The 23,922-nt window shown below is 63.4% G+C and carries 22 protein-coding genes; 12 read left to right on the top strand and 10 right to left on the bottom strand.

Annotated features, from left to right (window positions below):
- Positions 1-289: 289 nt before the first annotated feature.
- Positions 290-505, bottom strand: coding sequence for a hypothetical protein (locus OXH74_RS19040; protein ID WP_215370010.1), 216 nt, complete (start codon positions 503-505; stop codon positions 290-292).
- Positions 506-725: 220 nt separating this feature from the next.
- On the opposite strand from OXH74_RS19040, the gene OXH74_RS19035 reads away from it, so the two are divergent.
- Positions 726-1,043 carry an Mpo1-like protein gene (locus OXH74_RS19035; RefSeq protein ID WP_375738357.1) on the top strand — a complete coding sequence of 106 codons (318 nt, stop codon included), beginning with the start codon at positions 726-728 and terminating at the stop codon, positions 1,041-1,043.
- Between the two features lie 238 nt (positions 1,044-1,281).
- Positions 1,282-2,664 carry an adenylate/guanylate cyclase domain-containing protein gene (locus OXH74_RS19030; RefSeq protein ID WP_375738356.1) on the top strand — a complete coding sequence of 461 codons (1,383 nt, stop codon included), beginning with the start codon at positions 1,282-1,284 and terminating at the stop codon, positions 2,662-2,664.
- Positions 2,665-2,719: 55 nt separating this feature from the next.
- Here OXH74_RS19030 and OXH74_RS19025 read toward each other — a convergent pair whose 3' ends face one another.
- The gene (locus tag OXH74_RS19025) at positions 2,720-3,751 is read right to left on the bottom strand and encodes a glycosyltransferase family 4 protein (protein ID WP_375738355.1); all 1,032 of its coding nucleotides are present in this window, start codon (positions 3,749-3,751) and stop codon (positions 2,720-2,722) included.
- Entirely contained in the window at positions 3,748-4,581 is an 834-nt protein-coding gene (locus OXH74_RS19020; protein ID WP_375738354.1) for a UDP-2,3-diacylglucosamine diphosphatase, read from the bottom strand. Before OXH74_RS19020 ends, OXH74_RS19025 begins: the two co-directional genes overlap by 4 nt.
- Positions 4,582-4,715: 134 nt before the next feature.
- Here OXH74_RS19020 and OXH74_RS19015 point away from each other — a divergent pair, with 134 nt between their 5' ends.
- The 3 genes from OXH74_RS19015 to OXH74_RS19005 all read left to right on the top strand — a co-directional run bounded on the left by OXH74_RS19015 (position 4,716) and on the right by OXH74_RS19005 (position 6,758).
- Positions 4,716-5,465: an AraC family transcriptional regulator gene (locus OXH74_RS19015; protein WP_375738353.1), complete on the top strand. Its 750-nt coding sequence runs from the start codon at positions 4,716-4,718 to the stop codon at positions 5,463-5,465.
- Between the two features lie 82 nt (positions 5,466-5,547).
- Positions 5,548-5,883 (top strand): tRNA-binding protein, encoded by a 336-nt coding sequence (locus OXH74_RS19010; RefSeq protein ID WP_375738352.1) that lies wholly within the window; start codon positions 5,548-5,550, stop codon positions 5,881-5,883.
- Complete coding sequence (locus OXH74_RS19005) at positions 5,880-6,758, top strand: DMT family transporter (RefSeq protein WP_375738351.1); 879 nt, start codon at positions 5,880-5,882, stop codon at positions 6,756-6,758. Before OXH74_RS19010 ends, OXH74_RS19005 begins: the two co-directional genes overlap by 4 nt.
- 145 nt (positions 6,759-6,903) lie before the next feature.
- Here OXH74_RS19005 and OXH74_RS19000 read toward each other — a convergent pair whose 3' ends face one another.
- On the bottom strand, positions 6,904-7,188 hold the full coding sequence (locus tag OXH74_RS19000; protein ID WP_375738350.1) for a SelT/SelW/SelH family protein: 285 nt from the start codon (positions 7,186-7,188) through the stop codon (positions 6,904-6,906).
- 127 nt (positions 7,189-7,315) lie between these two features.
- Here OXH74_RS19000 and OXH74_RS18995 point away from each other — a divergent pair, with 127 nt between their 5' ends.
- The gene (locus tag OXH74_RS18995; protein WP_375738349.1) at positions 7,316-9,499 is read left to right on the top strand and encodes a patatin-like phospholipase family protein; all 2,184 of its coding nucleotides are present in this window, start codon (positions 7,316-7,318) and stop codon (positions 9,497-9,499) included.
- Positions 9,500-9,526: 27 nt separating this feature from the next.
- Here OXH74_RS18995 and OXH74_RS18990 read toward each other — a convergent pair whose 3' ends face one another.
- The 6 genes from OXH74_RS18990 to paaN form a co-directional block, all read right to left on the bottom strand.
- Positions 9,527-10,897, bottom strand: coding sequence for a glutamine synthetase family protein (locus tag OXH74_RS18990; protein ID WP_215369987.1), 1,371 nt, complete (start codon positions 10,895-10,897; stop codon positions 9,527-9,529).
- Between the two features lie 273 nt (positions 10,898-11,170).
- Positions 11,171-12,661 carry an aldehyde dehydrogenase family protein gene (locus OXH74_RS18985; protein WP_375738348.1) on the bottom strand — a complete coding sequence of 497 codons (1,491 nt, stop codon included), beginning with the start codon at positions 12,659-12,661 and terminating at the stop codon, positions 11,171-11,173.
- Between the two features lie 157 nt (positions 12,662-12,818).
- Positions 12,819-13,739, bottom strand: a complete 921-nt coding sequence (feaR, locus tag OXH74_RS18980; RefSeq protein ID WP_375738347.1) for a transcriptional regulator FeaR — start codon at positions 13,737-13,739, stop codon at positions 12,819-12,821.
- A gap of 109 nt (positions 13,740-13,848) precedes the next feature.
- Positions 13,849-14,772, bottom strand: a complete 924-nt coding sequence (paaX, locus tag OXH74_RS18975) for a phenylacetic acid degradation operon negative regulatory protein PaaX (protein WP_375738346.1) — start codon at positions 14,770-14,772, stop codon at positions 13,849-13,851.
- Positions 14,773-14,863: 91 nt separating this feature from the next.
- Complete coding sequence (gene paaY, locus OXH74_RS18970) at positions 14,864-15,463, bottom strand: phenylacetic acid degradation protein PaaY (protein ID WP_375738345.1); 600 nt, start codon at positions 15,461-15,463, stop codon at positions 14,864-14,866.
- 16 nt (positions 15,464-15,479) lie between these two features.
- The gene (gene paaN, locus OXH74_RS18965; RefSeq protein WP_375738344.1) at positions 15,480-17,165 is read right to left on the bottom strand and encodes a phenylacetic acid degradation protein PaaN; all 1,686 of its coding nucleotides are present in this window, start codon (positions 17,163-17,165) and stop codon (positions 15,480-15,482) included.
- A 404-nt stretch (positions 17,166-17,569) separates the two neighbouring features.
- On the opposite strand from paaN, the gene paaF reads away from it, so the two are divergent.
- The 6 genes from paaF (at position 17,570) to paaK (ending at position 23,755) form a co-directional block, all read left to right on the top strand.
- Entirely contained in the window at positions 17,570-18,343 is a 774-nt protein-coding gene (gene paaF / locus OXH74_RS18960) for a 2,3-dehydroadipyl-CoA hydratase PaaF (RefSeq protein WP_375738343.1), read from the top strand.
- A 46-nt stretch (positions 18,344-18,389) separates the two neighbouring features.
- Positions 18,390-19,181 (top strand): 2-(1,2-epoxy-1,2-dihydrophenyl)acetyl-CoA isomerase PaaG, encoded by a 792-nt coding sequence (gene paaG / locus OXH74_RS18955; protein WP_375738342.1) that lies wholly within the window; start codon positions 18,390-18,392, stop codon positions 19,179-19,181.
- 4 nt (positions 19,182-19,185) lie between these two features.
- Positions 19,186-20,703: a 3-hydroxyacyl-CoA dehydrogenase PaaH gene (gene paaH / locus OXH74_RS18950; RefSeq protein ID WP_375738341.1), complete on the top strand. Its 1,518-nt coding sequence runs from the start codon at positions 19,186-19,188 to the stop codon at positions 20,701-20,703.
- The gene (gene paaI, locus OXH74_RS18945; protein ID WP_375738340.1) at positions 20,696-21,145 is read left to right on the top strand and encodes a hydroxyphenylacetyl-CoA thioesterase PaaI; all 450 of its coding nucleotides are present in this window, start codon (positions 20,696-20,698) and stop codon (positions 21,143-21,145) included. Before paaH ends, paaI begins: the two co-directional genes overlap by 8 nt.
- Positions 21,138-22,343, top strand: a complete 1,206-nt coding sequence (gene pcaF / locus OXH74_RS18940) for a 3-oxoadipyl-CoA thiolase (protein ID WP_375738339.1) — start codon at positions 21,138-21,140, stop codon at positions 22,341-22,343. Before paaI ends, pcaF begins: the two co-directional genes overlap by 8 nt.
- 98 nt (positions 22,344-22,441) lie before the next feature.
- On the top strand, positions 22,442-23,755 hold the full coding sequence (paaK, locus tag OXH74_RS18935) for a phenylacetate--CoA ligase PaaK (protein WP_375738338.1): 1,314 nt from the start codon (positions 22,442-22,444) through the stop codon (positions 23,753-23,755).
- The last annotated feature ends 167 nt before the right edge of the window (positions 23,756-23,922 follow it).

Below are 23,922 nucleotides of genomic sequence, written 5' to 3'. Positions count from 1 at the left end.
GAAATACCGGGCCATCAGTGAGAGGTATCCGTGCGGGTTCGCCGAGTCACGCGACGGTTCTTGCAAGGGATCGAATGGGGAGGTGCGGCGAATGCCGAGACAAGCGGCTGAGATGGGCGCCTTCCTTGGCGACCGATGGCACTCTAACATCAAGCCAACGGTGGCGAAACATCCAATCCAAGAATGTGTCAAGGATTCACATAGTTAGCCAGCAAACAGAGACCGAATCAGAGCTAGAAGGGACGCAGCAGGGCGCACACGCGTGCCACGACGCCCCGTCCCGCTGAGATCAAGCCATCCAGGCTCCCGTTCCCGAAACCTTCTCCCGGGCAACCCGCAACTCGGCCGCGTCCTGGTTCATCCGCCGGACCACATTGAACAATTGCTGCCTTAGCAGTTCATCGCCGATTCGATCGGCCGCCCGCATCACGGCTATCGCGGCCGCCTCATTGTTGATGGCCACAGCGTCCAGGGTCTTTCGAAGGTTTCTTGCTGCACGACTCACACGATGATCCTCAGGAAAACGTGCAGCCACCCTAAATCAAGAATATTTCCCCCAGGTTTCAGTGACCTGGATAATCCAAAAGTGAGCTGACCGCCGGACGCCCCTTTGCAGGGCCACGGGCTGGTGGGGCGCAAGGATACTAATCTGGCCCCCTTTGCCACTGGTTCGGAGGGGGACCCGTCCTACACTTTCTCAAGACAACAAGAGCCGGAGGTGGGCCATGGCCATCGATTCCACACAGCGTTTCAACAGCTTCGCCGAGTTCTATCCCTACTACTTGCAGGAGCACAGCAATGACACCTGCCGACGGCTTCACTACGTTGGCAGCCTGCTGGTCCTGTTCATCCTCGGCTATGCACTGGCCACCCAGCAGTGGCTGTGGCTAGTGGCACTGCCACTCGCCGGCTACGGTTTCGCCTGGGTTGGCCATTTCGTCTTCGAGAAGAACAAGCCCGCCACGTTCAAGTACCCGCTCTATAGCTTTATGGGTGACTGGGTGATGCTCAAGGATGCCTTCACCGGCCGAATCCGCTTCTGAGTCCCACAAAGCAGCCAGGCTGCTGCATTCCGGGTAGGCGCAAAGCGCGGCCGGGGCCAGCCCAGGCATTCGATCCACTAGGCTGTATCACATCGAAGGCAGCCTGCCCGGCTGGCTGGCCGACGACGCAGCACGCGGTTATGATCCTTCCCCCGCTACACTCATGGCTTAGGAATTGCAGCGCGCGTAGTGTGCTCGCAACCGGCGTCAATAAAGCATCAGGGACAGAATCAAGCCAATGAAGCCAACAACACTCGATCCTCTTACGGCGACGCCGCCGCTGCGCGAGTATTACTCCAGAGTGCTCGCGTATATGGCGACCGCCGCCAGCATTGCGGCAGGCACCTACGTCCAGTACTTCAGCATCGACATCCTCTGGATGGTTCCCTATGCCCTGCTCTACCCGCACCTGGCCCAGCAACTGAGCCGGCGGGTCAAGCCGGAAAACATGCGCCGCACCGACACCATTCTGCTCGGCATCGATGCCCTGCATGCCGGAGCCGCTGCCGCGCTGCTCGGTTTCTCGGTAGTGCCCAGCCTGATGGTCCTGCTGACACTCTGCTTCAGTGCCATGATCCTTGGCGGGCTGAGCCAGATGCTGCTTGTACTGATTGCGGCAACGGTCAGCGTGACGCTGGTCGGGCTGCTGCTTCAGCCAGCCTTCAAGGACGGCCCCCCCGTCCTGGTATCCCTGGTCAGCATCCTCTTCACCACGGCCTACATCTGCATCACCGCGTTTTTCGTGCACCAGCAGGGCTTGCGCCTGGCGCAGGTGCGCAGCGAGATCAAACGTGAGCAGGAAAAGGCCGCTCGCCTGGCGCGAAATCTCGCCAAATACCTGTCGCCGCAAGTCTGGGAGTCGATCTTCAGCGGCAAGAAAAGCGTGCGATTGGAAACCCAGCGCAAGAAGCTCAGCGTGTTCTTCTCCGACATCAAAGGCTTCACCGAACTGTCCGAGGAACTGGAAGCCGAAGCCCTCACGGACCTGCTCAACACCTACCTCAACGATATGTCGAAGATCGCCCTCAAGTATGGCGGCACCATCGACAAATTCGTTGGCGACAGCGTCATGGTCTTCTTCGGCGACCCGACCAGCCAAGGCGCCAAGAAGGATGCGGTAGCGGCAGCATCCATGGCGGTCGCCATGCGCAAGCACATGAAAGTGCTGCGCCAGCAATGGCGCGCCCAGGGCATCACCAAGCCGCTGGAAATCCGCATGGGCATCAATACCGGCTACTGCACGGTGGGCAACTTCGGTGCGGACACGCGCATGGACTACACCATCATCGGCCGGGAAGTGAACCTGGCGAGCCGGCTGGAAAACGCCTCCGACGCCGGCGAGATCCTGATCTCCCACGAGACCTATTCGCTGGTCAAGGACGTGATCATGTGTCGCGACAAGGGCCAGATCAACGTCAAGGGCTTCAGCCGCCCCGTGCAGATCTACCAGGTGGTGGACTTCCGCCGCGACCTGGGCGCCGCCTCAAGCTACGTCGAACACGAACTACCCGGTTTCTCAATGTACCTGGACACCAATGGCATCCAGAACTACGACAAGGAGAAAGTGATCCAGGCCCTGCAGCATGCAGCGGAAAAACTGCGCGACAAGATCATTCCCTGACGTCCCGTGTCATACGCAACTGATTTGTAGGGGCGAATTCATTCGCCCCTACAGACTAAGGCGTGGCGGGAGCCACCTCGTTGCAAGGCGCCCCATCCAGCAAGGGCTGTCGGGCCAGGAATTCCAGTGCTGACGCTCGCCAGGACAGGCGCCCAGCCTCTTCGGCGCAGCGTCCACGATCCAGCTCCAGTGCAGCCAGACAGGCATGCTTCAGATCGGCATCCAGGCAGCCGGTGATGCCCTCTACCAGCACATCCAACGGCCCCGTCACCGGGAACGCGGCCACCGGAGTCCCACAAGCCAGCGCCTCCAGCATCACCAGCCCGTAGGTATCGGTCAGCGAAGGAAACACCAGCACGCTGGCTTGGGCGTAGCACTGCGCCAGAGTGTCGCCTTTTCGGTAACCGAGGAATCGGGCCCCGGGATAGCGGCGCTCCAACTCTCCACGCAGCGGGCCGTCGCCAACCACCCACTTCTCACCCGGCAAGTCCAGGTCCAGGAATGCCGCGACGTTCTTCTCCGCAGCCAAGCGCCCCACATAAAGAAACACCGCCACAGGCGGCCTGGATAGCTCGCGACGCGGATGAAACAAGTCGGTATCTACGCCCTTGCGCCACAGCATGAGGTGGGTGAATCCATGCGACGAGAAGGCATCGCGCATCCGCTCGGTGGTGACCAGCACCGCCTGGCTCGGACGGTGGAACGCCCGAAGGAAGGCATACCCCCAGCGGAGCGGCACCCACGGCCAACGGCCATTCACGTACTCTGGAAAGCGCGTATGGATGGCACTGGAGAATGCCATGCCGCGCTTCGCCAGCCAGTATCGCGCCGCCCAGCCGAGGGGGCCTTCGGTGGCCAGGTGAACGCAGTCCGGCTGGAACGCACGGATCATCGGGCTGACGCGCCAGAGGTCCCAGGCCAGGGGGATTTCCGGGTAGCACGGGCAGGGAAGACAGCGAAACGCCTGCGGCGTCAGCAGCAAGACTTCGTGGCCCAGCGCCTTCAGCTCGGCCGTCAGCGCCTGCAGGCTGGTGACTACGCCATTGACTTGCGGTGCCCACGCATCGGTGACGATCAGAATCCTCATGCCGCCGGCTCGATAAGCTCGGCTGCGCGTGCTTCCATCTGTCGGGCCTGGTCATCGGCCAATCGATAGAGCTCGATGGTGCCATCCCAGTGCTCGATGAGCGCCGTGCAAGACTCCACCCAATCGCCACAGTTCAGGTAATCCACGGCACCCACCTTGCGAATCTCGGCATGGTGGATGTGCCCGCAGACGACCCCATCCAGACCCCGTTTCACGCATTCATGGGCGATAGCCTCCTCAAAGTCACTGATGAAGTTCACCGCGCTCTTCACCTTGTGCTTCAGGTAGGCCGACAGCGACCAGTAGCCGTACCCCCAATGCCCGCGCCAGTGATTCAACCAGCGGTTGAGGGTCAGGGTTAACTCGTAGGCCGAGTCGCCCAGGAAGGCCAGCCACTTGTGATAGCGGGTGATCACGTCGAACTGGTCGCCATGGATCACCAGCAGCTTACGGCCGTCGGCCGTTTCGTGGATCGCCTCATCCACCAGCTGGATATTGCCCAGCATCAGGGCCGAATAGCGGCGCAGGAACTCGTCGTGGTTACCGGTGACGTAGATGACCTCGGTCCCGCGCTTGCTCATGGTCAACAGCCGGCGGATCACATTGGTATGCGCCTGCGGCCAGTAGATGCCGCCCCTGAGCTTCCAGCCGTCGATGATGTCGCCGACCAGGTAGACGCGATCGGCGTGGAAGTGTTTGAGGAACTGGGACAGGTGCTCGGCCTGGCAATCACGGGTTCCCAGGTGGACATCAGAGATCCACAGGGTTCGCACGCGCTGTTTGCGGGCTTTGCCTTTGTTGTTCGGGTCCAGGCGTTCGACACTGCTCATGAGCGGCCTCCTGCGGAGTTTTTTCGATGGTGCGTGCTAGGGGTGAAATGCAGATGACCAGCTGATTGCAGACCGATGACAGGGCAAACGCACCGACAACAGGTAAACTGGCGACCTACATCGAGGAAGCCGCCATGAGCTCGATCCTGTCCCTGCGCCAGTACACCCACGACCTGCTCGTCCACAGCCACCACCACGCCCAGTTGGTGTTCGGGCTAACCGGCTGCCTGGAGTTCGAAGTGGATGGCCTGGGCGCGCGCGTCGAGCGGCAGACACTGGCCGTGGTCCCGCCCGACGCGCAACACGCCTGCGGCAGTCCCAATGGCAGCCTTTGTCTGGTGGTAGACGTGCCGGACGAAAACTGGCTCAGGCAGACCCTTGGGCGCCACTTCGACTCAGGCCGCCGCCTGCTGGAAGAGCCCGGTGCGCTGTCGCTCAACCCGGCACAGAGCCAACTGGTGAGCTGGATCGCCGCCAGCCCGCTGACCGACGACGTCATCGCCACCCAGTCCGCTGGACTGCTGCTGGCCAGTCTGGTCGCTCCCGCGCAGCAGGCAATCGACACGGCCCTGCCGCTGGCTGCGCTCGACGCCCATATCGACCAGCACGCCGCTCACCCCCTGCAAGTCGCCGATCTGGCGCGCCTGTGCGAGCTCTCGGTCGCGTGGTTCCACGCCCGCTTTCTGGCCGAAATCGGCCAGACACCCATGGACTACGTGCGCTCCCGACGCTTGCGCCTGGGGCGGCAATTGCTGTTGGAGAGCCACCTGACGGTGGGAGAAATCGCCGCCCGCGTTGGCTACAGCTCGCAAAGCGCCTTTACCGCCGCTCTTTCCCGCGAGTTCGGCGTAACGCCGCGAACCCTGCGCAGTTCCCGCGAGTAACGCGACAAAGCTCGCGAGCCTGGCGACAGACAAAGGTCACGGCCCGCTCTAGACTGCGTCGATCGTGAACAGGGAGAACCTCATGTCGACCATTGAATGGGATGATTTCCAACGTGTCGAACTGCGTGTCGGCACCATCCTTTCCGCTGGCCCCAATCCCAAGGCAATCAAGCCCGCCTATGTGCTGGAAGTAGACCTTGGCGAACTCGGGGTCAAAACCTCCAGCGCCCAGATCACTGCCCATTACGCCGCAGAGGTGCTAGTCGGTCGGCAAGTGCTTTGTGTGTGCAATTTTGCGCCCAAGCGGATTGCCGGCATCCGCTCGGAGGTGCTGGTGACAGGCGTCCATGACGTCGAGGGCAAGGTCGTCCTGGCCAGTTTCGACATGCCCCTGCCCAATGGAGCCCGCCTGGCATGAAAGAGCGCAATGCGCTGCTGGCCATCCACCTGGGCGCCCTGCTGTTCGGGCTTTCCGGCATTTTCGGCAAACTTGCCGCCACCGCGCCGATGGTCACCACCTTCGGTCGTGGGGTTTTCGCGGTCATCGCCCTGGCCCTGTTTGCGAAGCTGATCGCGGGCAACCGGGGCGCTGGTCCGAACCTGCGGCAGCTGGCTCTGCTGGGCCTGGGCGGGGTGCTGCTAGGTGCCCACTGGATCACCTTCTTCCATGCCGTACAGGTCGCCGGGGTAGCTATTGCCACATTGGGTTTCGCCAGCTTCCCCGCCTTCACCCTGCTGCTCGAAGGCCTCTTGTTCCACGAGCGCATCCGACTCCAGGAAATCATCATCGTGGGCCTGGTGTCCCTCGGCCTGGTGCTGGTGACGCCCAGCTTCGACTGGGCCAGCGAAGCGACCCAGGGGCTGCTCTCCGCTGTCCTTTCGGGGCTGCTGTTCTCGCTGCTGTCGCTGCTTAACCGGATCAGCGTAAAAGGGTTGGACCCAGTGAAGGCGGCCCTTTGCCAGAACCTGACCATTGTCTTCTGCCTGGCTCCCTTCAGCTGGCCGCTGCTGGCCGACGTCAGGCTCATCGACTGGCTCTGGATCGGCTTGCTCGGGGTCTTCTGCACGGGGCTCGCCCACAGCCTGTTCGTGGCGAGCCTGAAGGTTCTCAAGGCGCGGACCACGGCGGTCATCTTCGCCCTGGAACCGGTCTACGGGATCGCCTTCGCCTGGTGGTTGTTCGACGAGCAGCCGAGCTTGCGCATGCTGGCGGGCGGCGTGCTGATCATCTTCGCCATTGCACTTTCAGCAAGGAAAGGGGCTGCCGCAGAACCAAAGCCTGCTACGGCCTGAGCAACACCCTCATCCCCCAGGAGCTAGCCCGGCTCGGAGCAGCTCCCCATCCATCTCCTCGTCGCGGAGAGGGATTGGGGTGAGGGGAACGGCCCCTGAAAACCGGAAACCATCCAAAGCCTGCAGAGCTCTGAGACAGTGCGAATCAGCTTCGGTCGTTATGCCCGAGATCACGCGCTGGGTCGATCTGGTCGCGAACCCGCTGCTTGAGAACCTTGGCCTCTGGGAAACCACCATCGGCCTTGCGCTCCCAGATCTCCACGCCGTCGCAAGTGATGCGGAATATTCCGCCGGTCCCCGGCTCCAGGCAGACCCGGCCGAGGTCGTCGGCAAAAGTGCTGAGCAACTCCTGTGCGAGCCACGCAGCACGCAGCAACCATTGGCACTGGGTGCAATAGGTAATGACAATTTCGGGCTTGGACGTCGACATGGCAGGGCTCGCTCGATCATGAGGTCCCTATAATAGCGAGCTTCGGCAGGCCATTGAGAACGCCACTGGCAACCGCAATCGGCCGCCGCTCACTCCCGCCTACACTCCGCCTGACCAGGGATGCGTTATGCGCCGTCTGCTGTTTATCCTGCTGCTGTTTCCCCTCCTCTGCCTTGCCCAGGCCACGCCCCCGAAGATTGGTCTGGTGTTGTCCGGTGGCGCGGCACGTGGCCTCGCTCATATCGGCGTGCTCAAGGCCCTGGAGGAACAAGGCATTCGCGTCGACGCCATCGCCGGCACCAGCATGGGCGCGGTGATCGGAGGACTGTATGCAGCGGGCTACCGGGTCGATGAGCTGGAACAGCTGGCCACCCACCTGGACTGGCAATTGGCCCTTTCCGACGCCCCGCCGCGCCGGGACGTCCCGTTCCGCCGCAAGCAGGACGACCGCGACTTCCTGGTCAAGCAGCGCCTGAGTTTCCGCGATGACGGTAGCCTCGGCCTGCCGCTCGGTGTGATCCAGGGCCAGAACCTCGCCTTGTTGCTGGAGAGCCTGCTGGTCCACACCAACGACACGCGGGATTTCGATCGCCTGGCCATTCCCTTCCGCGCCGTTGCCACCGATATCGCCACCGGCGACAAGGTCGTGTTCCAACGCGGCCACCTGCCCCGGGCGATCCGCGCCAGCATGTCGATCCCAGCAGTGTTCGCCCCAGTGGAAGTGGACGGCCGGCTCCTTGTAGATGGCGGCATGGTCGACAACATCCCCGTGGACGTGGCGCGAAGCATGGGGGTCGACCTGGTCATTGTGGTCGATATCGGCAACCCGCTGCGGCCGCGCAAGGAGCTGGGTACGGTGGTGGACGTGCTCAACCAGTCCATCACCCTGATGACCCGCACCAACTCGGAGGCCCAGCTCGCCACCCTCAAGCCGGCGGACGTCCTGATCCAGCCACCCCTGGCTGGATATGGATCGACGGACTTCGGAAAGGCGAAGGAGATGATCGATGCCGGCTACCGCGCCACCGCCATCCTCGACAGCCGCCTGGCCATCCTTCGCTCGCCTGATAGCAGCCAGGCTCGCCCGCTGGACAGCGCCCGCCTGCCGAGCGAACGCACACCGGTCATCAGCAGCATCAAGGTGGAGAACGACTCGAAGATCAGCGATGCAGTGATCCGCCGGTACATCCGCCAACCCCTCGGGCAGCCGCTGGACCTGGAACGCCTGCAGTCGGACATGAGTACCTTGTACGGTCTCGACTACTTCGAGCAGGTGCACTACCGCGTGGTCCGCCGCCCGGACGGCAATGCGCTGGTGATCAATGCCCGTGGCAAGCGCGCCGGCACCGACTACCTGCGGCTGGGGCTCAACCTGTCCGACGACATGCGTGGCGACAGCGCATACAACCTGGGCGCCAGCTATCGCAAGAATGGCATCAACGAACTGGGCGCCGAATGGTTGAGTCGCGTGCAACTCGGTGATCATCAGGAGCTCTACAGCGAGTTTTACCAACCGCTGGATGCCGGCTCGCGCTACTTCGTCGCCCCCTACCTGTTCGGCGAGGCACAGAATGTCGAGGCAATTCTCGACAACGACCCCATCGCCGAATATCGGCTGGAACGCTACGGCCTCGGCCTCAACCTCGGTCGACAGATCGCCAACAACGGCGAAATCCGCTTCGGCGTCGGCCAGGCCTGGGGCGAAGCCGATGTGCGCGTCGGCGACCAAGACCTGCCAAGCTTCAGCTTCACCGAGGGCTACTACGAGTTGAAGTACTCCTTCGACACCCTGGACAACGTCGACTACCCGCACCAGGGCGAAGCCATCGGGCTCAGCCTGCGCCAATACGACCCGCAACTGGGCTCGGACGAGCGCTACCGGCAATGGGAACTGATCCTCGACAAGGCCTTTGGCAAAGGACCGGACACCTTCGTTCTAGGGGGCCGCTACGGCCGCACCCTGGACGATGCCGAGGTCGTGACCTCCAGCTTCCTGCTCGGCGGTGCCCGCCAACTGTCCGGCTTCCGCCAGGACTCGGTGTCCGGGCAGAACGTCAGCCTCGGCCGGATGGTCTATTACCGCCGAATGACCAAGCGCTCCTTCCTGCCATTGGACTTCCCGCTTTACCTCGGCGCCAGCCTGGAGCGAGGCCGCGTCTGGAACAACGACAACAGTTTCGACAGCGGCTACATCAACGCCGGCAGCGTCTTCATCAGTTTCGATACGCCGCTTGGCCCGCTGGATTTCAGCTATGGGTTGAACGATGAGGCGGAACGAGCCCTGTACCTGAACCTGGGCCGGATCTTCTGAATACCGGCCCGACTCGGTCGGGGCACGTCAGTACCTTTCAAACCCCCGCTGCAGTTCCCAATCGGTGATGCGGCGGTCGTATTCCCGCTGCTCCCATTCGGCGGTATGCACGTAATGCTGAATTACCTCCTCACCGAACGCCTGGCCGAGCATGGCTGAAGCTTTCAGTGCGTTGGTCGCATCCCGCAGCGTCTTGGGAACCTCCGGCAGCTGTTCGCCGAGGTAGGCATCCCCGCCAAATGGAGCCCCCGGATCCAGTTGCTCGTCGATCCCGGCCAGGCCCGCAGCGATCAGCGCCGCAAAAGCCAGGTATGGATTCAGGTCAGCACCACCCACCCGGCACTCGATACGCACCGCCTTGCTGCCCTCGCCGCACAGGCGGAACCCAGCCGTGCGGTTGTCGCGGCTCCACACCGCACGCGTCGGTGCGAAGGTTCCCGCCTGGAAACGCTTGTAGGAGTTGATGTAGGGCGCCAGGAAATAGGTGATGTCATTGGCATACTTGAGCAAGCCGCCGACCCAGCCACGCATCAGCTTCGACATGCCGAATTCGGCTGCCGGGTCGAGGAACAGCGGCCCTCCGTTGGCCAGGTCCCACAGCGAACTGTGAATGTGGCCGCTGGAGCCGGCCAGGTCGTAGCGCCACTTGGCCATGAAGGTGATCGACTTGCCCTGTTGGTAGGCGATCTCCTTGCACGCGTGCTTGATGATGACGTGGCGGTCGGCCATGGTCAGCGTATCGCTGTAGCGAACGTTGATCTCTTCCTGCCCCGGCCCCCATTCACCCTTGGAGTTCTCCACCGGCACGCCGCAGGCCTGCAAGTGCTTGCGGATCGCTCGCACTACCGGCTCCTCACGGGTGGTCTGTAGGATGCTGTAGTCCTCGATATAGTGCGAAGCGGTCTTCGGGTTCTGGTAATTGCGCTTGTGGATTGCGCCGTAGCTCTCATCGAACAGGTAGAACTCCAACTCGGAAGCGAACATGCCGGCATAGCCACGCTCGGTGAGGCGTGCCACCTGCTTCTTGAGAATGGCCCGGGGACTGTGAGGCAGGTCACGGTGTTGGTGGTCGAGCACATCGCAAAGCACCAGTGCCGTGCATTCCAGCCAAGGCACGCGGCGTAGCGTGCTCATGTCCGGTTTCAACACGAAGTCGCCGTAGCCCTGGCTCCAGCTGGCAGCGGCATACCCTGGCACTGGCTCCATGTCGATATCGTCGGCCAGCAGGTAGTTGCAACAATGGGTTTCTTCAAAGGCGCTGTCGATGAAGAACTCCGCCTGGAAGCGCTTGCCGACCAGCCGCCCCTGCATGTCCACCATGCACGCCAGCACGGTGTCGATCTCGCCGTCGGCAACGGCTTGCTTGAGTGCATCGAAGCTGAGAAGAGGCTCGCTCATCGGGGCAGTCCTTACTGTCCGGGAACTGCCGAAAGCTTAGCCCAGCCGTGGAACCTGCAACCTTTCCGTGCACCTGAGCAGTGCAGTGCTACCTGACGTGCTGCTTCTTGTGAGCGCGAATTCATTCGCGAGCAGCAGGCTGCAGGACTGCCAGTCAGTTCGGGGGTAGCGACCGTTCGCAAGTGAAATCGCACCCGCAGCAAATGTGCCCCACAGGCCCCCCCAAAAAAAACCGGCAGACGCAAGACGCCTGCCGGAAATCGAGGGTTTTGCTTAGTGGGCGATGCAGACAGACTTCAGCTCGGTATACGCCTCGATCACTGCACGGCCGAACTCACGGCCCATCCCCGACTGCTTGACCCCACCAAAGGGCATGTTGGGGTCCAGCAGCACATGGGCGTTGACCCAGACGGTGCCGGCTTCGATGCGCGGCACCAGGTTCATCGCCTTGCCCAGGTCGTTGGTCCAGAGGCTGGCCGCCAAGCCATAAGGGCTGTCGTTGGCCAGCTCAATCATGGCATCTTCATCGGTGAACGGGATCACCGACAGCACCGGGCCGAACACTTCTTCACGGGCCACCGCCATCGAATGGTTGACGTCGGCCAGCACCGTCGGCTGGACGAAGAAGCCATCTCCCTCGATAGGCTGCCCGCCCGCCACAACGCGCGCCCCTTCCTGGCGGGCAACCTCGATGTGCTTGAGCACGCCCAGTTGCTGCTTGCGCGACACCAGCGGGTTGATGGCGGCCTCCTGGTCCATACCCGGACCGATCGACAAGTCCTTGACCGCGGCGGCCAAGCCCTCGACGAATTCACCATAGCGCGACTGGTGTACGTAGAAGCGCGACGCCGCAGCACACACTTGGCCCTGGTTGAGCAGGCCGCCGAGCAACGCGCCCTGGATCGCCTTCTCGACGTCGGCATCCTCCAACAGGATCATCGGGTTCTTGCCACCCAGCTCCAGGGCGAAGCGGGTCATGTTCTCCATGCACGCTACGCCGACGCTCTTGCCAACTGCGGTGGAGCCGGTGAAGGACACCTTGTTGATCAGCGGATGAGAGGCCAGCGCATTGCCGACGGTGCTGCCACCACCAGTGATGACGTTGAACACACCGGCCGGAATACCCGCCTCGAAGGCCAGCTCGGCCAGGCGCAGGCAGGTCAGCGGGGTTTCGCTGGCCGGCTTGATCACCACGGTGCAGCCGCAGGCCAGCGCCGGCATCAGCTTCCAGGTGGCAATCATCAGGGGGAAGTTCCATGGCACGATACCCGCCACCACGCCCACCGGCTCACGACGTGCGAACGCAGTAAAGCGAGAGCCTGGCGGAATCGGAATCGACACGTCCAGGGTCTGGCCTTCAATCTTGGTGGCCCAGCCGGACATGTAGCGCATGAACTCCACGGTGGCGCCGACATCCAGCATGCGCGAGATGTTGATCGACTTGCCCTGGCTCAGGGTTTCCAGCTGAGCCAGTTCCTCTGCGTGCTCCTCCACCAGCGCCGTGAAGCGCAGCAGGATGCGCTCACGATCGGCAGGTCGCAACCCCGACCACACCCGCGACTTGAATGCCTTGTGCGCGGACTGCACCGCGCGCTCCAGGTACTCCAGCGGCACATCCGGCACCGCCGAAATAGCCTTGCCCGTGGCAGGGTTGAGTACCGGCGTGGTCGGCCCTTCCGGCAGCACCCACTGACCGTCGATGAAGCAACCGTGTCGGCGCTCCAGGAATGCCGCCACCTGCGGCAGGATTTCAACCTTGCTCATTCTCGATCCTCTCTAGACGGGGCGCACGCCCGAATGCTTCACGGATTGTCGACGTCGGGAGCAATGGAGGTTTGTTTCTCTATGCCAATCGTGTTGGCAGGGCTGCCAAGGACTAGGCGAAAGATTCCTGTGGGATTGATACACCCCCAGCTCGGATTCAACTCTGGCTGTAGCGCTTGCGGTACTCGCTGGGCGACACGCCGAAACGGGCCTTGAAGGCTGTCGAGAAGTAGCTGGAATCGGTGAAGCCCCAACCGTAGCCAAGGGCGGAAAGCTTCTGCTCGCCACCGCCGTTTCGCAGGCTCTCGGCACAGAAGTCCAGGCGCCGGTTCTTGATGTACTGGGCGACCACCAGGCCCTTCTTCGAGAACATCCGATACAGGCCACGCACCGAAACGCCCACCTCGCGGGCAATGGTTTCCGGGCTCAGTTCTTCCGCTCGGATGTTCTCGTCGATAAAGCGCAGTGTCTTGCGAAACAGGCGCTCATGCACGTCCAGCTCGGCCTCGCTACTGCTGATGGCCGGACGCAGCAGACTGACCACTGCCTCCAACATCGCTTCGCTCTCCGGCAGGCTGAGGTACTGCTGGTGGGTGGACTCCAGGATCAAGCGGTTGGCCAGGATCGCGACCGGCGAGGATGCGGGGATACGCTGACCGCAACGAGCGACCGCGAAGCGCAGGCTTTTTTCCACCAGGTCACGAGGGAGGATCAAGGACAATTGGCGGGAATTGTCGCTGTAGACGAAGTTGCTGGGCAGCGTGGAGTCGATCAGCGTGATGTCGCCGGGCGCCAGCACGATGCCGTTGCCGCCCTGCTCCATGCCTGCGTGTCCTTCCAGCTGCAAGGCCAGGTAAAAGTGCTGACCATCGCTTTGCGCCACCTCCCGCTCGGTGCGGAACAGCTTCGCCTGGGTCACGTCGACAACGCTCAGCTTGATGGCGCCGGCCTTGTGTTCGCGGATCGAGCCGGAGAAGTCAGATCCCAGGACCTTGGCGCCGAAGCGACCGCAAACCTGGTTGATGCCTTGCAGCCACTCATCGAAGCGGTCTGCCTTCTGTGCATGTGCAGTGGTCATGGCTTTCTAAGCCTCATGCAAGCGTCTGTTCTTATCGTTATCCGGCCGGGCGCAGCAACAGGCCGGGTCTTTCCCTACCGCAATCTGCGCACCATCCAGCAGGCGCGCCTTACCTCAATCCACCGAAACGCTGATAGAAGCTCTCGCCAGCATCAGGCAGTGGCCCGTCCGCAGTTTCCAATGCAGCATTCAACCACTCTTCGGCCTTCGCGTAGATCAGCCGGTAGATGTTGCGGCACAACTGGCGGGCGGCGCGGCCTTCCCAATCGCCCGGCAGGAGCTCGTCGGGTAGTTGGGGGTCACGCAGCAGGAGCTTGCGGTATTCGTGGATCAGCAAGGTTCGAGCCAGGAAGCAGTCCGCCGGCTGCAGCTGCTCCTGCTCGCGCAGCCCTTGCCATAACGGGCGGAACAACTGGATGAACTCGCTGTAGTGGGTGCCCAGCTCATCGATATTCCAGCTCTCTCGCACCTGCATGCGCAGTGCCTTGGAAGCCAGCACGTCCTGGGGACGGGTGTCGAAAATGATGCTGTCCTCAAGGGCGTCGAGTTCCTGCAGGGTCGCGGCAACATCCACCCGATCGCAGCGCGGATTGGCCAGCACGGTCGGGGAAATTGCACCAAAACCTTGCCATTCCAGCTCTTCACGCACCTGCTTGCGCTTGTCCTGCGGCAGCTGCGACAGCATCACCAGGCACCAGGCACCATCCCAGGACGGCACGCTGGAGCTGTACACCCGCTTGAACGCCTTTTCGAACCGACGCCGGCCTGCGCCGGTCAGGCTGTAGTAGCTGCGTCGGCCCACTTTCTCCGCGCTAAGCCAACCTTCCTTGGTCAGGCGGAAGATGGAAGTGCGGATCAGCCGTTCATTGATGCCCATCGGCTCCAGCAGCTGGATCAGGCTGCCCAGCCAGACAGTGCCACCATGCGGTTCGATGGCATCGCCGTAGAGGGTGATGATCAGCGAACTGGCACGGATAGGTGTCTGCTCCTGAAAGCGAGAGACGAGGTGATCCAAGGGCGCAAGCGTGGTCATGAACATTCTGGATGCGGGAAAAGAGCCGAATATACCCGCAGGCTCGATGGCATGACCATCAGGTTGCGTGCCCACTGTGCGAAGACCGCCCTCATTGTGGCCCGCTCCCCTTTGGACGCAGACCACGATCGGCGATGCGCGGACGCCGCGCCTCGACTTCTGCCAGGGGCTCACACGCCACCATGTTCTGCAGGCAGCGCTGGGCGAGAATCTGGTACTCGCGGGTACCGGCCAGCTTCCAGGCCACCTCTTCATCGCTGAGCGAGCGTTTGATGACGGCCGGAGCGCCCATCACCAGGGACTGCTCGGGGCAACTGAACCCGGCCTTGACGAAGGCGGCAGCGGAAACGAAGGAGCGCGCACCGATCCGGGCGCCGTCCATGACCACCGCATTCATGCCCACCAGCACGTCCGCGCCGATACGGCAGCCGTGCAGGACAGCGCCATGCCCGATATGGCCATTGCGCTCGACCACCGTATCGCTGTCAGGGAAGCCATGCATCACGCAGGTGTCCTGGATGTTGGCGCCCTCCTCCAGGATGATCCTGCCGAAGTCACCCCGCAGGCTGGCCAACGGGCCAACATAGCAACCCGGGCCGATGATCACGTCGCCGATCAGCACGGCGGAGGGGTGTACGTAGGCGGTCGGATCGACCACGGGAGTCAGGCCGTCAAGGCTATAGCAGGTCATTCAGTGCTCCTTCTTGTTATGGGACCGCATGTCGGCGGCTTTGCACCGTGACGAACCGACGCGCGACAAAGGCACCATCGGTGATCGAGGCATTGGCCGCGGCATTACCGCCGCTGGCATGGAAGTCGCTGAACGCGGCGGACTGGTTGACGAAGATACCGCCATCGAAGTTCACCGACAGTGCAACCGCCACCTCCATCGACAACTGCTCGGCGCGGTCCAGCACGGCTTCGTCCGTGGAGTAGATGCCAAGCGTCAGAGCCCCCTTCTCGCCGATCACCTCGGCAGCCAGGCGCAGGCTGTGCTCCGTGTCGTCGGTGGCGATGACGAATGCGATGGGGCCGAAGCGCTCCTCGGCATAGGCCGCGCGGTCGGCCGCATCCACTTTCAGCAGCAGCGGCGTATGGATGCGCGCACCGGGGAACTGCGGATGCTCGCGCGCTTCGCTGTCCAGCAGCACTTCGCCCAACTCACGGCAAGCCTGGATGCGCTGGGCCGTGGCCTCGGACTGGATGGCGCCGATCACCGCGCAGGCGCGCTCGTTGTCGGCAAGGAAGCTGCGAACGGCGCCAGCCAGGGTCTGGCCCACCTCCTCGAAACTCAGGTACTCCTCCCCATTGCGGATACCGCCACGCGGCACGTAGATGACCTGGGTCGTGGTGCACATCTGCCCGGAATAGAGACTGAGGGAGAAAGCCAGGTTGCGCGCCACGGCCTTGACGTCGCGCACGCTGTCGATGATCACGGTATTGATCCCAGCCTTCTCGGTGAACACCTGGGCCTGGGTGGCGTTGGCCTCCAGCCAGTTGCCGAAGGCGTTGGAGCCGGTGAAGTCCACCAGCCTGACCCTTGGATCCAGAGCCAGGTGCTGGCTCACCGGGGCGTCGGGGGTGTCTACCACCAGACTCACCAGCGCCGGATCGAAGCCCAGCTCGCCCAGCACGTCCTGGGCGACCTTGACGCTCATGGCCACCGGCAGTATCGCGCCTGGATGCGCCTTGACCAGTACGGGGTTGCCGGTGGCCAGGCTGGCGAACAGGCCCGGATAGGTATTCCAGGTCGGGAAGGTGGAACAGGCAATCACCAGGGACAGGCCGCGCGGCACAATGTGCCAGCGCTTGTCGAGCACCAATGGTTCCTGTTTGCCTTGGGGCTTGATCCAGCACGCCGCCTCCGGCACTTCCGACATGGCACGCCAGGCGTAGGCCAGCGCCTCCAGACCGCGGTCCTGGGCGTGAGGTCCACCCGCTTGGAAAGCCATCATGTAGGCCTGCCCGCTGGTATGCATGACGGCATGGGCCAGGGTCGGGCTCAAGGCATTGAGCCGCTGCAGGATTTCCAGGCAAGTGCCCACCCGCGCCGCAGGGCCGGCATCACGCCAGGCGGGCAGCGCCTGCTGCATACGCCCCAGCAGAGCATCTGCATCGTATCGGTCATAGGTCACTCCCAGATCGAAACCGTAAGGCGAGCGCTCAGAACCTGCACGTCCCACCGACTGGGGCCCAACCAGCGAGAAATGGCGATTGAGTTGAGATTCGAAGGCCGACTGGGCGCCTTTGACCGACTCTTCCGGGTATTGCTTCAGGCTTTCCAGATAGGGCGACCAATAACCCCGCTCGGCTATCGCCTGGACCGCGCGATCAAGCGTCTCCCGGTGATGCGCGAACAATTCAAGGGCAGCGGTGCGGGCGGTGGTCGACATGGAGACGTCCTCAATTGAATCTGGATGGGTGTTCTGCAAGGCGGCACAAAGCGATTCAAAATCTACTTCACTTTGTATCACATCATTCCAACACATGAAAGCCAACCTAACTGTATCAGATGACGATCGGTCAATCGGCACTTTCAAACCGCCTCTTCACGCCATATAACCCAGTATTTACGCTACATACAGCCAGACACTACTTGATAGGACACTCGACCTCACCCACAAAAACACCGACTTTAAGACACATAAATAATGTTTTTACATATTGTCTTGTATCGCTTTATGCGTATACTCCGGCAAGAGCTGCCTCGCCCCGCGCCTCGGCAGCACAGGAAAGGCCTTCCCTGACCCACTAATAAGAGCGGCAATGCCGCGCGTGCAGCCTGAGGACAGTCGTCATGCCTCGTACCCTTGCCGTCCTGCCTCCCGAGCAGGGTGTCCGCCTGATCACCCTGCAGCGCCCCGAGGCACTGAATGCCCTCAATACCGAGCTGCTGGGCGAGCTGGCCTTTGAGCTGGAAAGCGCCGAACAGGATGCCGATACCCGCGCCGTGGTCATCACCGGCAGCCGCAAGGCCTTTGCCGCTGGCGCCGATATCAAGGAAATGGCCGAGCGTGACCTGGTGGGCATCCTCAATGACCCGCGCCTGGCCCACTGGCAGCGCATCACCGCCTTCAAGAAACCGCTGATCGCCGCCGTGAACGGCTTTGCCTTCGGCGGCGGCTGCGAACTGGCCATGCATGCAGACATTCTCATCGCCGGCGAAGACGCCCGCTTCGGCCAACCGGAAATCAACCTCGGGATCATGCCCGGCGCCGGCGGCACCCAGCGCCTGCTGCGCGCCGTGGGCAAGTCCCTGGCCATGCAGATGGTGCTCACGGGCGAAGCCATCGATGCCCGCCATGCCCTGCGCGCAGGCCTGGTCAGCGAAGTGACCCAGCCGGAATTCACCGTCGAACGAGCCATCGCCATCGCTCGCGTCATTGCCCAGAAGGCGCCTTTGGCCGTGCGCCTGGCCAAGGAGGCACTGCTCAAGGCAGAGGACACCGACCTCGCCAGCGGCCTTCGCTTCGAGCGCCATGCCTTCACCGTGCTGGCCGGCACCCAGGACCGCGAGGAAGGCATTCGCGCCTTCCAGGAAAAACGCCGCCCCGAATTCACCGGCCAGTAACCACTGGCCGACCGACCTCTTCGACAGACCTGGAGCGCCCTTGCCCATGAACTTCGAGCACATCCTCTTTTCCATCGAGGCGGGCGTCGCGACCCTCAGCCTCAATCGCCCTGAACAGCTGAACAGCTTCAATGCCCAGATGCATGGCGAAGTACGCGAAGCGCTGAAACTAGTCAGGCAAAACCCTGAAGTTCGCGTACTCCTGCTGACTGGTGAAGGCCGCGGCTTCTGCGCAGGCCAGGACCTGGGCGACCGTAACGTCGCTCCCGGTTCTGCCGCGCCCGATCTGGGCGAATCCATCGAGAAGTTCTACAACCCGCTGATCCGCGCGCTGCGCGACCTGCCGCTGCCGGTGATCTGCGCAGTGAATGGCGTGGCCGCCGGCGCCGGCGCCAACATCCCACTGGCCTGCGACTTGGTTCTGGCCGCCCGCTCCGCCAGCTTCATCCAGGCGTTCTGCAAGATCGGCCTGATCCCGGATTCCGGCGGCACCTGGACCCTGCCCCGCCTGGTCGGCATGGCCCGCGCCAAGGCGCTGACCCTGCTGGGTGATCGCCTGACCGCCGAACAGGCGGAGCAATGGGGCCTGATCTACCGCGTGGTGAACGATGCCGCATTGCGCGAAGAGGCCCTGAAGCTGGCCCGCCACCTGGCTGCCCAGCCCACCTATGGCCTCGCCCTGATCAAGCGAAGCCTGAATGCCAGCCTGAGCAACAGCTTCGACGAACAGCTGGACCTCGAACGCGACCTGCAACGCCTTGCCGGCCGCAGCGAGGACTACCGCGAAGGCGTCAGTGCCTTCATGGAAAAGCGCACCCCCAGTTTTAAAGGACGCTGAGCCCATGCCTGCCCTGAACACTTCCGCTACTGTCGCCGTCATCGGCGCTGGCGCCATGGGTGCCGGCATCGCCCAGGTTGCCGCGCAGGCCGGGCACCCGGTCAGGCTTTATGACAATCGCGCCGGCGCCGCCGCCCAAGCCATTGACGGCATCGACCGCCAGCTCGGCCGTCTGGTCGAGAAAGGCAAGCTCGATGCCGAGGCCCGCAGCTCCATCGTCGCCCGCCTGCAACCGGCTGAGGCCATCGAGGCCCTGGCCGATGCCAGCCTGGTGATCGAGGCCATCGTCGAGAACCTCGAGATCAAGCGCGCCCTGCTACGCCAGCTGGAAGCGCTGTGCAGCGCCGACTGCATCCTCGCCAGCAACACCTCCTCGCTGTCTATCACCAGCCTGGCCGCCGGCCTCCAGCATCCGGGTCGGGTGCTCGGTATGCACTTCTTCAACCCGGCGCCGCTGATGGCGCTAGTGGAAATCGTCGCGGGCCTGGCCAGCGATCCCGCACTTGCCCAATGCTTGTACGAAACCGCCAAGGCCTGGGGCAAACAGCCGGTGCACACGAAGTCCACGCCGGGCTTCATCGTCAACCGCGTGGCACGTCCCTTCTATGCCGAAAGCCTGCGTCTGCTGCAGGAAGGCGCCGCCGATTGCGCCACCCTCGACGCTCTGATGCGCGACGCCGGTGGCTTCCGCATGGGCGCGTTCGAGCTGACCGACCTGATTGGCCATGACGTCAACTACGCCGTGACTTGCTCCGTGTTCGACGCCTATTACGGCGATTTCCGCTTTCAGCCCTCGCTGACCCAGAAGGAACTGGTCGACGCCGGCCGTCTCGGCCGCAAGAGCGGGCGCGGCTTCTATGACTACGCCGAAGGCGCCGAACGCCCGCAACCGGCCGAACTGAACAGCGATGCCCAGGTGAACGCCTGCGTCATCGAAGGCGACCTGGGCATCGCCCGCCATCTGGTCCAGCGCTTGAAGGCAGCCGGCGTCGCCGTCACCGAGCGCGATGGCAGCGGCCTGCTGCGGGTCGGCGACGCCGTACTCGCCCTGTCGGACGGCCGCCTGGCCAGCCAGCGCGCCCGCGAAGACGGCCTGCGCAACCTGGTGCTGATCGATCTCGCCCTGGATTTCGCCAAAGCGGGTCGCCTGGGCATCACCTGGGCGGCCGACACCACGGCCACTGCACGCGACCAGGCCGTCGCCCTGCTACAACGCTCCGGGCTCAAGGTCAGCGGGCTGGCCGACATCCCCGCCCTCGCCGTTCTTCGCACCGTCGCCATGCTCGCCAATGAAGGTGCCGATGCGGTCCTGCAAGGTGTCGGCTCGGTCACCGACATCGACCTGGCCATGCGCGCTGGCGTCAACTACCCGCAAGGTCCGCTGGCCTGGGCTGATGCCATCGGTCTGCCGGCGGTACTCAAGACCCTGGAAAACCTCCAGGCCAGTTATGGCGAAGAACGCTATCGCCCTTCCCTGCTGCTGCGCCGAAGGGTTGCCGAGGGGAGGAACTTCCATGACTAACCAGCAAGCCCTCTCCCTCGCCGAAACCTGCGCCAGCGCGCTATTCGAGCGTGACGCTGCCAGCCAGCGCATGGGCATGCGCCTGCTTTCGGTGGCGCCGGGTGCTGCACGGGTCGGCATGAGCGTGCGCGATGACATGGTCCAGGGCCACGGCACCTGCCACGGCGGCTACCTGTTCGCCCTGGCGGACTCGGCCTTCGCCTTTGCCTGCAATACCTACAACGAAGCGACCGTGGCTATCGGCTGCAGCATCGACTACGTAGCCCCGGCGCGCCTGGGCGACACCCTGACCGCCCAGGCCATCGAGCAGAGCCGCAGCGGTCGCACCGGCAACTACGACGTGCGCATTGAAAATCAGGATGGGCAACTGATCGCCCTCTTCCATGGCAAGTCCTACAAAGTGCGCGGTTCGGTACTCGCGCAGGAGAACGCAGATGAATGACGCTTTGATCATCGACGCCGTGCGCACGCCCATCGGGCGCTACGCTGGCGCCCTCGCCAGCGTCCGCGCCGACGACCTCGGCGCGGTGCCGCTGCGTGCCCTGATGCAACGCCACCCGGAACTGGACTGGAGCGCCATAGATGACGTCATCTATGGCTGCGCGAATCAGGCCGGCGAAGACAACCGCAACGTCGCACGCATGTCCGCCCTGTTGGCCGGCCTGCCGGTGACCGTGCCTGGCACCACATTGAACCGCCTCTGCGGCTCCGGACTGGACGCCATCGGCAACGCTGCCCGAGCACTGCGCTGTGGGGAAGCCGGGCTGATGCTCGCTGGCGGTGTCGAGTCCATGTCCCGCGCCCCCCTCGTGTTGGGCAAAGCCGAAACCGCGTTCTCCCGCCAGGCGGAAATCTTCGACACCACCATCGGCTGGCGCTTCGTCAACCCGCTGATGAAAGCCCAGTTTGGCATCGACTCCATGCCGGAAACCGCAGAAAACGTCGCCGAACAGTTCAACATTCCCCGCGCCGACCAGGACGCCTTTGCCCTGCGTAGCCAGCACAAGGCTGCCGCAGCACAAGCCAACGGCCGACTGGCGAAAGAGATAGTCCCGGTGGAAATCCCGCAGCGCAAAGGCCCGCCGAAACGGGTCGAGCAGGATGAGCACCCGCGCGGCGATACCACCCTGGAGCAACTGGCCAAACTGGGTACGCCGTTCCGCCAAGGCGGCAGCGTCACTGCCGGCAATGCCTCCGGCGTCAATGACGGCGCCTGCGCCCTGCTGATGGCCAGTAGCGAAGCCGCCAAGCGCTTCGGTCTCAAGGCCCGCGCCCGCGTGGTCGGCATGGCCACGGCCGGGGTCGAGCCACGCATCATGGGTATTGGCCCGGTACCGGCCACCCGCAAGGTGCTGGAACTGACCGGCCTGTCCCTGGCGGACATGGATGTGATCGAACTCAACGAAGCCTTCGCCGCACAAGGCCTAGCGGTACTGCGTGAGCTGGGCCTGGCCGACGATGACGCACGGGTCAATCCCAACGGTGGCGCCATCGCCCTCGGCCACCCGCTGGGCATGAGCGGCGCCCGCCTCGTCACCACCGCCCTGCACGAACTCGAAGAGCGCCAGGGCCGTTACGCCCTCTGCACCATGTGCATCGGCGTAGGCCAGGGCATCGCCCTGGTCATCGAGCGGGTTTGACCAAAGCACCAGCGACCAAGGAACACGGGGGCGTTATCCTGCCCTCATAGCACTCACAGTCCACGCGGGCTGACGCACAAGAACAATGCGAGTGAACCATGAACATGATTGCCAAAACCGCCTTGCTTGACCCGATGGAAACCGCCAGCATCGACCAGTTGCGCCAGCACCAGCTGGAGCGCCTGCGCTGGAGCCTGAAGCACGCCTACGAGAACGTCCCGCTGTACCGCCAGCGCTTCGACGCACTGGGCGTGCACCCTGATGACCTCAAGTCTCTGGAAGACCTGGCCAAGTTCCCCTTCACCACCAAGTCCGACCTGCGCGACAACTACCCCTACGGCATGTTCGCCGTTCCCATGCAGGACGTGGTGCGCCTGCATGCCTCCAGCGGCACCACCGGTAAACCCACCGTGGTCGGCTATACCCAGAACGACATCGACACCTGGGCCAACGTCGTGGCCCGCTCGATCCGCGCCGCCGGCGGCCGCAAGGGCGACAAGGTGCACATCTCCTACGGGTATGGCCTGTTCACCGGCGGCCTGGGCGCCCACTACGGCGCCGAGCGCCTTGGCTGCACCGTGATCCCGATGTCCGGGGGCCAGACCGAGAAGCAGGTCCAGCTGATTCGCGACTTCCAGCCGGACATCATCATGGTCACCCCGTCCTACATGCTGAACCTGGCGGACGAGATCGAGCGCCAGGGCATCGACCCGCACAAACTGGCCCTGCGCCTGGGCATCTTCGGCGCCGAACCCTGGACCGCCGAACTGCGCCGCGCCATCGAAGAGCGCCTGGGGATCACTGCCCTGGACATATACGGCCTGTCGGAAATCATGGGCCCGGGCGTCGCCATGGAGTGCGCGGAAACCAAAGACGGTCCGACCATCTGGGAAGACCACTTCTACCCCGAGATCATCGACCCGGTGACCGGCGAAGTGCTGCCGGACGGCCAACTGGGCGAGCTGGTGTTCACCTCGCTGTCGAAAGAAGCGCTGCCGATGATCCGCTACCGCACCCGCGACCTGACCCGCCTGCTGCCGGGCACCGCGCGGCCGATGCGGCGCATGGACAAGATCACCGGCCGCAGCGATGACATGCTGATCATCCGCGGTGTCAACGTGTTCCCGACCCAGATCGAGGAGCAGGTGCTGAAGGTCAAGCAGCTCTCCGAGAACTACGAGATCCACCTGTTCCGCAACGGCAACCTGGACAGCATCGAGGTCCACGTCGAACTCAAGCACGAGCACGATCAACTCGGCGAATCGCAGCAGCAGGCCCTGTGCAACGAACTGTCGAAGTACATCAAGACCTACATCGGCATCAGCTCGCGCATCGTCCTGCGCCCCAGCTACTCGCTGAAGCGCTCCGAAGGCAAGGCCTGCCACGTCTTCGACAAGCGCAACAAGAGCTGAGGCCGCGCCATCAAAAAGCCCCGCCGTATCAGGCGGGGTTTTTCATGCCTGCGCAAACGGCAGCGGCTCACGGCACAGGTAACCCGGACTTCAGTCCGGAAAGGGACAACGCAGGCACGGCCAATGAAAGGAGCGGGGTCGGTCGTCAGCAATCTGCGATTGGTGGG

Origin of the sequence: Metapseudomonas boanensis (genome assembly GCF_042232855.1) — a bacterium.
Classification (GTDB): Bacteria; Pseudomonadota; Gammaproteobacteria; order Pseudomonadales; family Pseudomonadaceae; genus Metapseudomonas; species Metapseudomonas boanensis.
This window is presented reverse-complemented; position numbering and strand designations above follow the sequence as displayed.